We start from the raw sequence: 13,096 nt of genomic DNA, 5'->3' as shown, positions 1-13,096 counted from the left end.
TATGCGTGCATTTCCCGCGACGTATTCTTCTGGAACGCCATTGTTCCCAATTTCTTTCCAGAATTCTGGGCAGCCCCCTGCCGAGCGGTGACTAATTGCAAACGAACCGATCGGCACCTTTACGACGGGCTGAATGTCACCAACAGGCCAAATTCCTCCTGAGCAACTCGCCAGTTTGCTGGACCAGCATGCTCGAGCGCTGGAGATTTATGCCTCGCAGTGGTGCCGCAGCCCCGAAGACTGTGTGCAGGAAGCCTTCGTTGGTTTAGCCGCGCGAAAACCTCCACCGGATTGCAATGTCGCCTGGCTTTATCGAGCCGTTCGCAATCGGGCGATCAACGCAGCCCGATCGGCCAAACGCAGGACGGATCACGAAAGGCAGCGTTCGTTTGAGATCGCGTCAAAGGTTGCTGCAGAATTTGATCCGAGTCAAATGGCAACCCGTCGCGATGAAGAGCAACAGCTTCTGAGTTCACTGGAATTGCTCCCAGCCGACAGTCGCGAAACCGTCGTGCTAAGGATCTGGAGTGGACTCACGTGGCAACAGATTGCGGAACTGACGGAAACGTCATCCAGTTCCGCGCAGCGAAAATACGTACAAGCAATTGAACAACTTCGTTCCATTTTGGAATCGACATGTCTGACGAAAACGAAATCCCAATAGACCATCCGCTGGACGGACTTTCTCACGAAGGCCGAACCGTCGAAGCCATGCTGGAATCGGCGGAGCTTCCTGCTTCACGCGTCAACCGAGACGTGCTGATGTATCAGGCCGGTTGGCAGGCCGCGCTCGCAGAGGCTAACTGTTTGCCGAAACCTGCGGCGGCTTCTGAACCGATTGGCGTAGTGGCGTCGCGAACTTCATTGTTGTGGCCAGCGATGACGACGGTCTTTGCGGTCGCGTCGATGATTCTTGGGATGATGCTTTTACGGAACGAAAATCCCGCGTTGGAAGTCGCACTCGATTCCGCTTTGGACTCACCATCGATCACGACGGTATCAGAGCCTTCGATTGATCGAACGGAGCAACCAGTTCTTGCGGCGATGCAGCCAACGGAAGAACCAACTCAGCGACTGAAAGCTCTCAAGCCAGCGTCGTTGCTCGGACTGCTTGGCTTTCGACCGAAGGAAAGTTATCACCAGCGAATCGAACAATATTCGCGGGAATCTCAGTGGCATATGACGCCGGTTCATTTCGAGTCCAGCGATGGGCAACGCGACGCTGTACGGCTGAAAACAGGCAGCTTTTTAAACGCGGAGGAGCTTGTTGATGATCTCTTGTAAGGAAAATGCGATGCAAACAAAACGAGTCATGCGAACGCTGCCGGCTCTGATGATCAGCCTCTCGATCAGCCTATCCTTTGCCGTCTCGAACTCACAAGCCCAGTCGATTATCGGTGCTCTGGCTGACGATGGACCCACGGAGACCATCGAACTGACGGTCTCGCCTGCGGCCTCGCCAAGTCCCGCGTTCAAGTATCGCTTGACGGTCCTTCCGCATCAGACAATTTCGGGCAACGCGGCGTCGACTTACATGCGGTCACTTGCCGAAGGCGGTTTGCGCAGTCCACTCAAGAGGATTTCGGACAAGTTTGGCCTGGAATCCCATTCATGGTACGACTCGCAGCAATTCAAAGACGTCGCACCGGAGAAAATCCTTGAGGCTTCGGCTGAATTCGATGACTATGTCCGAGAGTACCTTGCACGCGCGACGATGCAACGGGATTGCGATTTTGATCTGGGGATGGAAGACCTGCAGGGCGAGCGCGCCATCGGTTTTTCGCTCAGTTTCGAACAGGAGACCCGGTCGATGTCACGTGTGCTGGGATTGCAAACCCGCGCTGCGATCATCGAAGGAAGATTCGCCGACGCAGTTGCCCTGATGCGAATGAACTATCAGTTGGCGCAGAATGTGGCTCAGACACCAGCGTTGGTCGCGGGGCTGATCGGCATCGCTGAAGTTGGCATCACGAACCATGGCATGGAGCAACTTATCGCGGCCGAAGGTAGCCCGAACATGTACTGGGCGCTGACAGAGTTGCCTCGCCCGATCATCGATTTGCGGCGGGCGATGCGACTGGAGATGCAGTGGGGCGAAAGGCTCATTCCCGAACTGGCTGAAGCCCAACAGGAACACACCGATCAGGAGTGGAATTCTCTGCTTAATAAAATATCCGGACGGTTTGCGGATGGAATGCTTTTCGCGCAAGTTCAGAATGGCCCTTCTGGCGTCGCTGAAAGAAAGCCAGTGCCGCAGGATGCCATGATGGCGACGGCCTTGGGCCTGGCTTCCTATCGCAGCGCCAAAAAGCGGCTCATCGCCGGCGGCGAAACGAAAGACAACGTGGAGGCGATGTCGGTTAGCGAAGTGCTGATGAAAGACGCTGCACGCGAGCTCACCAGGATCAGTGACTTCGCGGAAAAAGAAATCTATTTGCCCTATCCGCAGTCGGCGAATCGTCTTGATCGCGTCGAGGACTTCCTCATCGGTGAGGAAAAACGGAATAGCCCGGGAGCCATTTTCGCGAGCATGATCCTTCCGGCAGCAATTCAGGTTCGACGGGCTCAACTCCGGGTCGATCGCAACATCTGTGCACTACGAGCCATCGAAGCGCTGCGAATGCATGTGGCAGAAACGGGAGTGCTGCCGAGCTCGCTAGACGAAATCAACATCGTTCCTGTCCCCGACAATCCTGCGACAGGAAAGCCATTCCGCTACAGACTCAAGGACGGCGCGGCAGTGTTGGATTTGCCGCGTGACGGATTGAATCTTTACTGGAAGCGGTACGTGATCCGCTTGCGTTAGCGGGCAAGGGGTGGCATAGGCTTCCAGCCTTTGGACGCGCTGGGGACGTGCGAGACAACTCTGCATTAAAAACAACTCACCATCCAAAACAGCGTAACATCAAAACCGTCATACGACTTTCATCACAGTTATTCAATGCAATCACAGGCTGGAAGCCTATGCCACCTTGGCGGAACTCACACAATCACAGGCTGGAAGCCTATGCCACCTGAAATGCAATTCCAACACAACCAATCAACAGGGCGACTCATGAAAACAAACAAGCAAACCCACCTCGCAGCGCTCGCCGTGCTGATCGCTTGCGTTTTACAAACCACATTCGCAAGCGCACAAGACGATGCATCGGAAACCGCCAGCTTCGCGACCGAAGACCTGATTGGCATCGCCTATGCTGATTTGAACGAAGTCCAGTTCGGCGATTTGATGGAACGGGCGATCGAATCGAAGCTGCTCGAAGGCGTCAAAGCGGAACAGGCAAGCATGGGCGCAACGATGGCTCAATCCTTCGTCGAGCAATTGACCAGCGCCGGAGCAAAACGGATTTACTGTCTGGTTCGGCAGGCGGACATCGAGAACTTGCAGGCTCCGGTCGTCGCGTTCTCGCTCAAGAAAGATGCCTCGCTGGAAAAACTGGAACGACGCGTCAAAATGCTGGCTTCGCTGATGGGCGATGAGGAAATTCAGGTGACGACCAAGGGCGACCTTGTCATCGTCGGGCAACAGGCCGCGGTGAAGCTCTTCTCAGATTCGCCAACGGTTCCACGAGAAGATTTCGCATCCGCGTGGAAGCAATCTGACACCTCCAACGCCGGAATCATTCTTTGTGGCGATGCGGATTCTCGCAGAGTTATTCGGGAACTTTTCCCGCAACTGGAAAAGCCCTTTCAGCAAATCGATGGCAAGCTGATCGCCGACCGAGTCGAACACGTTTCACTTTCGCTAACGCTAAAGGGTCAGTTGGCCGGAAAGTTGGCTGTACAAACCGCCGACGCCGAAGCCGCGAACATTATGGCTCGGTCCTACAAATCGTTGGTCGAACAAATGAACGAAACTGAAAGTGAAACTCTGCAGCGTTTCAATCCGCGATTGGAATCGTGGGCCAAAGTCATGGCTCCTATCCTGCGCAAAGTAGAAAGCAAAATCGAAGGTTCCAACGTTGTCTTCGATCTGGAACCCGTTCTGCAGGATCCCAAGGCGATTGCGACCGCGATTGAGCCCGTTCGCCGATCGGCCCGCATCGCGCAAACGACAAACAATGTGCGGCAAATTCTGCTGGCGATGCTCAATTTCGAAAGTGCTTACAAACATCTGCCGGCTCGCGCGATTACGGACAAAGACGGCAAACCGCTGCTCAGTTGGCGCGTTCAGATTCTGCCTTTCCTCGAACAAAACAATCTTTACAAACAGTTCAAACTGGACGAGCCCTGGGACAGCCCGCACAACATCAAACTGCTCGAGACTATGCCGATCACCTACGCGTCTCAGTTCCCGGAAGACGACGAACTTCAAGCCGCTGGCAAAACTCGGATCGTGCTACCTGTTGGCGAAGGCTGTGCGTTTGACTTGGCCGAAGGCAAGACCTTCCGTCAGATAAAGGATGGTTCCAGCAACACCATCGCCGTGCTGCTTTCGACGCCCGAGGCCGCAGTTCCGTGGACCAAGCCGGCTGACTGGGAGATCGATATGGCGAATCCGACCGCGACGATCATTCAGGGCGATTCGCCACGGATTTTCGGTGTCCTCGACGGTTCGGTCCACGAGTTTTCCGAATCGATCACCGACGAGGTCTTCAAAGCGATGCTCACTTTCGAAGGCGGCGAAGTCTTCGATTGGGGATCGGTCGAGAAAGAATAGAACTTCCGCAAACCTGCTTGCGCAAATCACACCAACGCTTGGCGTTTGTCCATGCGATGCATCAAGGACCGTTTTCCCGGCGACGGGGTGGTTGCGGCAATTGAGCGCGAAAGATATCGGCATCGAACATCGCCTGATCGGCTTCTTCGCCACGCCCCAGAGCATTGAGGATCTCGAACAACGCTTCATACTGGATCACCATCGTATGCAAAGCTGCCGGGCGATTGCCTGGTTCGTCAATTTCCGAATCTTCATACGCCAACGGGGCAGACTCGGCGATCGACTGTTTGATAACTTCCAACGCCTGTTCCGGTTCGTTGTTTTGCAGCAAACCCTCGGCCAGATTCTCCCGCATCCGGGCCAACCAAAGTAGATCGGGCGCAGAGTCAGGAAACTGTTCGTGAATCGCCAACTGAGCCGCGACCGCGTCGCGAAGATTCTTCAATGCTTCTGCCAATTGCTCATCGCCACCCGACAGTCGGACTTTCGGTGACTCCCGTAACATCGTGCCAAGTTTGTGATGTGCGTGAGCCTTCGTTTTCATGTACTGGGGAATGTTCGGGTGGCTGGCGACGAGACGTTCCAGAATTTCCAGCGACTCACGCAGCTGTCGAATTGATTCTTCCGCTTCAGATTGCTCCAGGCCATGATGCGGCGCGAGGCTAAGCGTTTCCGCCAGTTCGAAACGGTAGTCCGGCATTTGCGGGTAGCGCTCGCAAAGTTCCTCCAGCAAGTCAATTGACGGCTGATCAACTTCGCCGGGACCTCCGTTGCGATCACGATGACAAACAGCCAACAGAAACTGATAGTCAGGATTCTGCGGGTATTGCGATCGCAACTCTTCCAGCAAACGGATTGCCCGGTTCAATTCAGGTGAGTTCCGGTTTCCGCGTGGCGGCGGGCCATCGAGCCCCATGCCTGGCGAGGAAGGCGGCGGACGATCTTCGCGACGTTCACCGTCTCGTGGCGGACCTTGGCGATCGTCCGATTGTCGCGGCGGTTGTGGGCCGCGGCGTCCCGAGTCCTCAGGGCGTTTTCGCGAAAGTCGATACAGCGTTCGGGCCAGCTCGTACTTCGCATTCGCAGCGTCAGGGTTCGCCTGATGGAGTTCCTCCAGCAATCGCTTCGCATGAATATATGAAGCCTCCGAAAGATCCCGCTCTCTCGACTCGTGAAACACGTCCCCGATCGCCGTTTGAATTCTGGCAATCTCCAAATTTGAATCGCCAATCTCCTCATACATGTCGACCGCGGTATCGTAAGCCAGCACGGACTTTTCGTAGTCGCCAAGCTTACGATGGATGTCGCCAACTCGCCGGTTGGCTTTTGCGGCTTCGCGTTTGAGCAGCAAGCTCTCACTGTCCTGTTTGGCGAACTGATCATAAAAGCTGAGCACGTCCTCAAGCAACGCTGCGGTTTCCCGGGACAGCATCGCCTGGGACGAAACGGTCAACTGTTCGCCGTCGACTCCTTCGAGCGTCGCATCGGTCGTCGCCGAGATTTGGTCCGGCACAAATCGTTTGTAAACACGATCAAGCGCCTGCAGGGAAATGCCCAGCGTTTGTTCGGCTTTGCGTTTCGCAATCACCGTGCGGGCTTTTTCTTCCAGCTCGCGTTTAAGCGCCGTGTTGGCTCGAAAGTACCCGATCGATGTCAAAACCGCGACCAAAGTTAGCAGCATCGCCGTCAGTCCCGAAAGCGAAGCGATTGCCGGGTTTCGGCGACACCACTTGGCAAAAACTTCGAACGAATACGGAGGCCGCGCATTGATGGGCCGGCCTTCGAGAAAGTTGTCCAGATCATGAGCCAAATCGCCAGCAGTCCGATAGCGATCATTCGGTTCGCGCGCACAGGCTTTCATCACGATCGTTTCCAGATCGCGCGGAATTCGCGAATCAAGTTTGATCGGCGACACGATTTGCGTCTGTTTCGAATGAGCGCCGGAAAGCAAATGTGAGCGGCTGTTTTCGTCCCAGGCTGGCTTTAACGTCAACAGCTCATAGATCGTCAGGCCCAAGCTGTAGACGTCGCTCCGCGGATCCGGATTGCCAGCAAACTGCTCGGGAGCCATAAAACGCAACGTTCCGATAACTTCGCCCGTACGGCTAACGTTGCTGTCTTCCATGGCTTTCGCCAGCCCGAAATCCGCCACCCAAACGGCGCCTTCGGAATCCAACAGCAAATTCGCTGGCTTGATATCGCGATGGAGCGTGCCCTGATCGTGAGCGTACTGCAATGCGTCGGCAACGTTTCGACCGATCCTCGCCACGTTTTCGAAACCCGAAGCGTGTTTCAAATGAGCCGGTTGGGGCGATCCGTTTTTCGAGTTTCGATTGTAAGCTCGCAAGTCTTCGATGACCCGATCAAGTCCAACGCCTTCGATTAGTTGCATCACGTAGTAATGAAACCCGTCCTGGCTGCCGACGCCGAAAACGGGCACGATGTTGGTATGGTGCAAGTTCGCCGCAGTACGTGCTTCACGTTCGAAACGCTGCAAGTGTTTTGGCGCGGTTGAAGTTTGCAGCAACAGCTTGATCGCGACATGCCGGCCGAGCGACTGCTGGATGGCTTCGTAAACGATGCCCATGCCTCCGCGACCAATCTCGCGAACGATCCGATAGTCGCCGATCTGTTCGATTTCGTTGCGGTCAAAAACAGCGTTCGCTTTCGCAAAACGTTTCTCCGACGCCGCATGCGATCCAAGTTGTTCGATGGCCTGGATCGAAGGGAAAAGATTGCGAATTTTCTCCGCCAACTCGGGATGCTTCCTCGCGTAGTCTTCGACCGACGGGCGCAAACCTTCACGACATTCCTGAGTGAACTGCTCCGCGAGCACGTCCATCGGGTTGCGATCTGGTTCGTGAATATCAGTGTCCGTGTCGATGTTCATGATGCTTGCGGGGCACAAAAAGCGGCTTCAGCATTGAGCCTGTTTTCATCTGTTCCTGAATGGAGGGAAGTTGCGGATGTTTCGAAATGATCTTTTGCGTCGCCGGATTCCTATGTCCCCAGCGTCTCGTCCATAATCTTTTTTAACCGTTCCAATGCTCGCACATATCGGTTGCTTGCTGCCGTTTTCCCAAGGTTCAATACCTCGGCGACTTCCTTGTTCGAAAGCTGTTCAAAATGTCTCAATGCCAACACCTCCCGATCTACCGAATCCATCGAGTCGAGCGCCTCACGCAACTGCTGAGTCTGCTCATCCCGAATCGCTCCCTGGCTTGGCGACGTGACGTCACCGACCAGTCGTGAAGCTAACGAAACCGACGTTCCCTGGCTGTAGCCGCCGCCATGCAGCCGAACTTCCTGACGAGCATCGCGTTTCTGCACTCCAAGATGCGAGCGATGCGACATCATCAAAGTTTGCCACGTGATCTGTCGAGCCCAGACAAAAAACGAAACCGCCGGATCTTCGAGGAACGATTCGACCCGGCGTGCGATCTCCATATATGAATCCTGCAAAACATCCGCAGCGTCCACTCGCCCCAGCAACCGGCGGTCCATCCGGAACTCCACCATCCGTTCCAGTTGCGGACGGTATTTCGAATAGAGATCGGCAACGGCCTGCGGTCCGCCTTCACGCAGGTAGAGAATATCTTCGTCGTCGGGATGATTGGGTGTATTCAAGATTCACTGTCTGTTGAGTGCGTTGGATACCACATCATAGCCCTGAAAACCCGAGTCGGCGCACGGCAAAGTTAAGTTAGCTTTGCATTCACAAGCCATTTCCCAAAATTTGCTTTTAATGAGTGGACACTCCGATTGCTTCGCAGAACAAAGAGAGTCATCCAGTCAGGCGGGAGTCACTATGAAATATCGCTACATCTTCACGGGTTTGACGCAAGCCGGAATTCTGACGGCAGTTGTCGCGTCGGTCGCGTTCGCGTTTGCTTCGCCGGCACCCGGTCAGAACCAGGAACCCGATGCCCCACGCATTGCCTGGTATGCCACGCTTGAAAGCGGCCTTGCAGAAGCAGAACGAAGCAATCGTCCCATCCTGTTTACTTCCGCCGCGCCGCAGTGCCTGGGTGTGTCGGGCATTTGGTGACCGGGCAAGCAGGGTACTGACAGGAGTTTCCTGTTCAACGAACAAGTCGTCAAAGCGTCACGTAACTTCGTCTGCATCCGATTGGCGACTTACGAAAGCCAGGCAGAAGCCGAATTCATGAAGTCGATTTACCTCGATAGAAGCGGGCTGATGAAGAACACAACGTTTGCCATTCTTTCGCCCAACGGCAAGAAGAAACTGACACGTGCAGGACGAGGCCCATTCTTTGAGTATCGAAACGCCAGGCAGATGGCTGCGGGCATGGACAAGATTGCCGAACAGTACCAGGTCGATCCTGAATCGACGCAAAACAACACTCAACTTCCATTCGCAGAATCCGTTGAGATCGGTTTGAATATTTCAGCCGCCGACGTTATCCCAATCGTCGTGCTGGCTTCCGAAGACGAAGAACAGGCTGCAGCACTGGAACAAAAACTCGTGCCGCTCGCCTGGAACGATGACTCAATCATCGGCCAATTCACGTATGCGAAAGCTACCAGGGCCGAAGATATGGTCACGCTGACAGGAATTGAAGGTGACGCCGCGAAAGCTCATTCAATTTTGATCGTCGAACCCGGGCAGTTTGGCTTGTCCGGAAAAGTTCTGGCTCAGTTCGATTCCTCGGTTTCGAACAAGGATCTGAAAACTGCTTTGAACGACGCGATCATGAATTGCAAGCGTGTCACGAAAGACCACAACTCTCATGTCAATCTGGGTATCAAGCTTGGAATCGATTGGGAGTCGGAGATTCCAGAGACAGATCCGGAATCTGTTGCGGCACGGAAACGAATGCGAGGAAATTGAACGCCTCGTGAATATCGCTCAACTTTTAACTTCACAAAACAAATACCAAACTTGAATAAGGACCAGCCCATGAACATGAAAGAAGCATTCGTTGCGGTCGCTGCAATCGCATTCACCGCGACGACCGCATTCGCGCAACCACCACAAGGCGGACCTCCCGGCGGTGGACCAGGCGGACCGGGCGAAGGACATCCCGGTGGCGGTGGACATCCAATCCTCGCAGCACTGGATGTCGATCAGAATCATACGATCTCGGCTGAAGAAATTGCCAACGCAACCAAAGTTCTCAAAGCGCTCGACAAAAACAACGACGGAATCTTGAACGAAGAAGACCTCGGGCAAATGGGGCCTCCCGGAGGTGCTGGTAACGAGGGCCCAGGCGGTCATGGAGGACCTCCCGGTGGCGGTCCCGGACGAGGCGGGTCGGGCGGACCGGGCGGACCAGGCGGCGGGGCGGATAGCGGTCAGCAAGCCAGTGACTTTGCCAGCCGATTGATGGCGTTCGACAAAAATGAGGACGGCAAAATCGAGAAAGACGAATTGCCAGCTCGCATGCAACGTGTGATGGAGAACCTGGACAAAAACAAAGACGAAGTTCTTGATCAGTCAGAGCTTGATGAACTCAAGCGTGGCGGAGACGAACCTGCAGCAGGCGGTCGCAATCGTCGTCGGGGCGGAGACGCAGAATCCGGCGGCCGTGGTCGTGGCGAACGCGGTGGCCGAGGCGAGCGTGGTGCCCGCGGTGGCGCTCGAGGAGAGCGTGGCGGTCAAGTAGGACCTGAACAAATCGTTGAGCACGCATTCGAGTTCGACAAAGATGGCGACGGAAAACTTAGCCGTGAAGAGATGACTGCGTTTGCTGAAAGCATGCCACAGCGTGGCGAAGGCGGTCCTGGCGGCGGAGGCCCTCCTGGTGGTGGCCCCGGCGGTCGAGGTGGCCCTCCCGGACGCGGACGCTAATCAAAATTTGCGCATCGCAGCAAATGTTGGCTCAGCAAGTTTCCAGACTTGCTGAGCTTTTTTTATTTGGATTCTGCAACCGATACCACTTTCCCTGATCAGACGATTCCAGTGCCTGGATTCGGGGCATGAGCCACCTACCAGCGGTGCCGGCACGATGTGGACCTGAAATTGTCATAGGCAGGTAAATGCATCAGCCTGTTTGAATGAGACCAACTGCTGGATCGATTTTGGCTAAACTGATTGGCGAACTCGCTTTCACCAACCACCATTGAGGCCAACTGTGACACGCATACAGAAGCTTACGTACTCTTCACCCGCCGCAATTGCTGCATTTGTCACCAGCATTGTAATGCTGAGTTGCAGCGCAGTCGGGCTGGCGCAGAACGCGTCAGATTCAGCCACCGTTTCTGGCGAGCTAAAGCAATGGCATAAAGTCACGTTGACCTTCGATGGCCCCGAAGCCTCCGAAGACGGCGAACCGAATCCCTTCACAGACTATCGGCTCAACGTCACGTTTTCTCATGAAGCTTCCGGCACGACTTACCTGGTGCCGGGCTACTTCGCGGCCGATGGCGACGCGGCGAATACGTCGGCAACTTCGGGAAACAAATGGCGAGTCCACCTCGCGCCTGACCAAACAGGATCGTGGACTTACAGCGTTTCCTTTCGCAAAGGGCAGGGCGTTGCGGTTTCAGACGAAGCCGATGCGGGAGAGCCAGTCGCACCAATCGATGGTTTGACGGGAAAGCTGGAGATTGCTCCGACCGACAAATCCGGACGTGACTTTCGCGGCAAAGGTCGATTGGACTATGTCGGCAAGCACCATTTGAAGTTCGCGGGCAATGGAGAGTTCTTCCTCAAAGCCGGCGTCGACGCTCCAGAGAACCTGTTGGCTTACGGCGAATTCGACGGAACGTTTCATTCGGACGGCCACAAAGACAACCTGGTCAAAACCTGGCAGCCGCATGTGCAGGACTGGAAAAATGGCGATCCGACCTGGAAGGACGGCAAAGGCAAAGGTCTGATCGGAGCTGTGAATTATCTGGCGGCTCAGGGGCTCAATGTGTTCTCGTTCTTGACACTGAACATCGAGGGCGACGACCGCAACGTATTCCCGTACACGACTTATGACGAACGTTCTCGCATCGATTGCTCGAAGATGGATCAGTGGGAAATTGTTTTCTCTCACGGCGACAAACTGGGGATGTATCTGCACTTCAAAACGCTCGAATGCGAAAACGTCAACCTGCTGGACAACGGTCAAATGGGTCCGCAGCGAGCATTGTATTATCGCGAACTGATTGCCCGTTTCGGACATCACCTGGCGATGAACTGGAACCTTGGCGAAGAAGTCGGCTATGTGAATGAAGTCAGTACCGAACAGAAAGTTGCCTGGGCGAACTACTTCGCTCAACACGATCCGTATCATCACCACATCGTGATCCACAACGGCAACAAGCACTACGATTTGCTTGGCGATGCTTCACCGCTGACGGGGTTTTCATTGCAAACCAGCCAGGAAGATTTCAAACACGTTCACGGGAGCACGCTCAACTATCTGCGTCGTTCGGTTGCCGCCGGCAAGCCTTGGGTCGTCGCCTGCGATGAGCCTGGCGATGCTCAGCACTCGCTGATTCCGGACGCGGATGATCCGACGCACGACAACCCGCGAAAGAATGCTCTTTGGGGAAACATCATGGCGGGCGGCGCCGGCGTTGAATGGTATTTTGGCTACAAGCACGCCCACAGCGATCTGACTTGCCAGGACTTTCGCGCCCGCGAGAACATGTGGAAGCAGAGCAGTATCGCGTTGGAGTTCTTTCGCGATCAGAAGATTCCGTTTTGGAACATGACCAACGCTGACAAACTTCTGCTCAGCAAAGACGGCTATTGTTTGGCGGAAGAAGGAAAGTTCTATCTTGTGTTCGCAAAACGCGCATCAGAAGTGGCGATCGATCTAGCCAAAGCCGATGGCGTTTTTGAAGTGCACTGGTTTAATCCACGCCAGGGTGGCGATGTACAGATCGGCTCTGTCGAAGCGGTGAAGGGCGGAGGCAAATATTCGCTCGGGCAACCGCCTGCCGATGCGGACAAGGATTGGGTGGCGATCGTGAAACCGGCAGCCGATGGCAAGAGTTTCAGCAAGTTTGGCGAAGTAGCCAAAGCGAGGCCTGCGGACACGATGATGCTCAAGGCGATGCGAGATTTTGAGTTCGTCGTCGGGGACGGATTCGTACCCGGATACAAGGATGATGGCCGCAAGGCGATGGCGATCAACGCGGCAAAGCATCAGGATAAATTTGCTGCCGCTGAGACAAAATTCAAAGGCAAGTCCGGCACGTACGATCTGGTTTTGAATGCTTTGACGGAAACCGACGGCGAGAGCAGTTACCGCGTACTTGTCGCGGGAAAGAAAATCGGCGAGGCCACCAATCCGGAAACGGAAAAGGACTATCAAGTTGCCCAACATCGCTTTAACGGCGTGGCGATAAAGACCGGCGATACGGTTCGCGTCGAATTCAACACTGCGTCCAATGGGAAAATTCCCGAAGGCGACGCGTTTGCGTTTTCGCGAGGTCGTTGGCGTTCGGTAAGATTTCTGGAACCGAAAAGCAAGTAGT

At 54.9% G+C, this 13,096-nt stretch carries 10 protein-coding genes; 8 read left to right on the top strand and 2 right to left on the bottom strand.

The genetic code is table 11. The features are described from left to right. The first annotated feature begins 133 nt into the window (after positions 1–133). The 4 genes from MFFC18_RS23810 to MFFC18_RS23795 all read left to right on the top strand — a co-directional run bounded on the left by MFFC18_RS23810 (position 134) and on the right by MFFC18_RS23795 (position 4,660). Complete coding sequence (locus MFFC18_RS23810; protein ID WP_075084202.1) at positions 134–664, top strand: RNA polymerase sigma factor; 531 nt, start codon at positions 134–136, stop codon at positions 662–664. After that, positions 637–1,284 (top strand): hypothetical protein, encoded by a 648-nt coding sequence (locus MFFC18_RS23805; RefSeq protein ID WP_075084201.1) that lies wholly within the window; start codon positions 637–639, stop codon positions 1,282–1,284. Before MFFC18_RS23810 ends, MFFC18_RS23805 begins: the two co-directional genes overlap by 28 nt. 10 nt (positions 1,285–1,294) lie before the next feature. Continuing rightward, on the top strand, positions 1,295–2,806 hold the full coding sequence (locus MFFC18_RS23800; protein ID WP_148619094.1) for a hypothetical protein: 1,512 nt from the start codon (positions 1,295–1,297) through the stop codon (positions 2,804–2,806). 249 nt (positions 2,807–3,055) lie between these two features. Then, positions 3,056–4,660 carry a DUF1559 family PulG-like putative transporter gene (locus MFFC18_RS23795; protein ID WP_075084199.1) on the top strand — a complete coding sequence of 535 codons (1,605 nt, stop codon included), beginning with the start codon at positions 3,056–3,058 and terminating at the stop codon, positions 4,658–4,660. A 61-nt stretch (positions 4,661–4,721) separates the two neighbouring features. On the opposite strand, the gene MFFC18_RS23790 is transcribed toward MFFC18_RS23795, so the two are convergent. Beyond that, the gene (locus MFFC18_RS23790; protein WP_075084198.1) at positions 4,722–7,550 is read right to left on the bottom strand and encodes a serine/threonine-protein kinase; all 2,829 of its coding nucleotides are present in this window, start codon (positions 7,548–7,550) and stop codon (positions 4,722–4,724) included. 110 nt (positions 7,551–7,660) lie between these two features. Continuing rightward, positions 7,661–8,287: a sigma-70 family RNA polymerase sigma factor gene (locus MFFC18_RS23785; RefSeq protein WP_075084197.1), complete on the bottom strand. Its 627-nt coding sequence runs from the start codon at positions 8,285–8,287 to the stop codon at positions 7,661–7,663. Between the two features lie 181 nt (positions 8,288–8,468). Between MFFC18_RS23785 and MFFC18_RS23780 the strand changes: the two genes are divergently transcribed. From MFFC18_RS23780 to MFFC18_RS23765, 4 genes are all read left to right on the top strand, one after another. Beyond that, positions 8,469–8,708: a hypothetical protein gene (locus MFFC18_RS23780; RefSeq protein ID WP_148619093.1), complete on the top strand. Its 240-nt coding sequence runs from the start codon at positions 8,469–8,471 to the stop codon at positions 8,706–8,708. A gap of 117 nt (positions 8,709–8,825) precedes the next feature. Next, positions 8,826–9,512, top strand: coding sequence for a hypothetical protein (locus MFFC18_RS23775; protein WP_148619092.1), 687 nt, complete (start codon positions 8,826–8,828; stop codon positions 9,510–9,512). 69 nt (positions 9,513–9,581) lie between these two features. Beyond that, a complete protein-coding gene (locus tag MFFC18_RS25680) occupies positions 9,582–10,472 on the top strand; it encodes an EF-hand domain-containing protein (RefSeq protein WP_075084194.1) in 891 nt (296 codons plus the stop codon). Between the two features lie 283 nt (positions 10,473–10,755). Then, positions 10,756–13,095 (top strand): DUF5060 domain-containing protein, encoded by a 2,340-nt coding sequence (locus tag MFFC18_RS23765; RefSeq protein ID WP_238381241.1) that lies wholly within the window; start codon positions 10,756–10,758, stop codon positions 13,093–13,095. Position 13,096: the final 1 nt, after the last annotated feature.

It is taken from the genome of Mariniblastus fucicola (assembly GCF_008087665.1).
Lineage (GTDB): Bacteria > Planctomycetota > Planctomycetia > Pirellulales > Pirellulaceae > Mariniblastus > Mariniblastus fucicola.
Note: the sequence above shows the minus strand (reverse complement) of the source record. Positions and strands in the feature narration are given on the sequence as shown.

What these genes read in the sequence shown, in the direction of transcription:
- MFFC18_RS23780 (WP_148619093.1), top strand. Translation starts at nt 8,469, where the DNA reads ATGAAATATCGCTACATCTTCACGGGTTTGACGCAAGCCGGAATTCTG.
- MFFC18_RS23775 (WP_148619092.1), top strand. Translation starts at nt 8,826, where the DNA reads ATGAAGTCGATTTACCTCGATAGAAGCGGGCTGATGAAGAACACAACG.
- MFFC18_RS23800 (WP_148619094.1), top strand. Translation starts at nt 1,295, where the DNA reads ATGCAAACAAAACGAGTCATGCGAACGCTGCCGGCTCTGATGATCAGC.
- MFFC18_RS23795 (WP_075084199.1), top strand. Translation starts at nt 3,056, where the DNA reads ATGAAAACAAACAAGCAAACCCACCTCGCAGCGCTCGCCGTGCTGATC.
- MFFC18_RS23790 (WP_075084198.1), bottom strand. Translation starts at nt 7,550, where the DNA reads ATGAACATCGACACGGACACTGATATTCACGAACCAGATCGCAACCCG.
- MFFC18_RS25680 (WP_075084194.1), top strand. Translation starts at nt 9,582, where the DNA reads ATGAACATGAAAGAAGCATTCGTTGCGGTCGCTGCAATCGCATTCACC.
- MFFC18_RS23810 (WP_075084202.1), top strand. Translation starts at nt 134, where the DNA reads ATGTCACCAACAGGCCAAATTCCTCCTGAGCAACTCGCCAGTTTGCTG.
- MFFC18_RS23805 (WP_075084201.1), top strand. Translation starts at nt 637, where the DNA reads ATGTCTGACGAAAACGAAATCCCAATAGACCATCCGCTGGACGGACTT.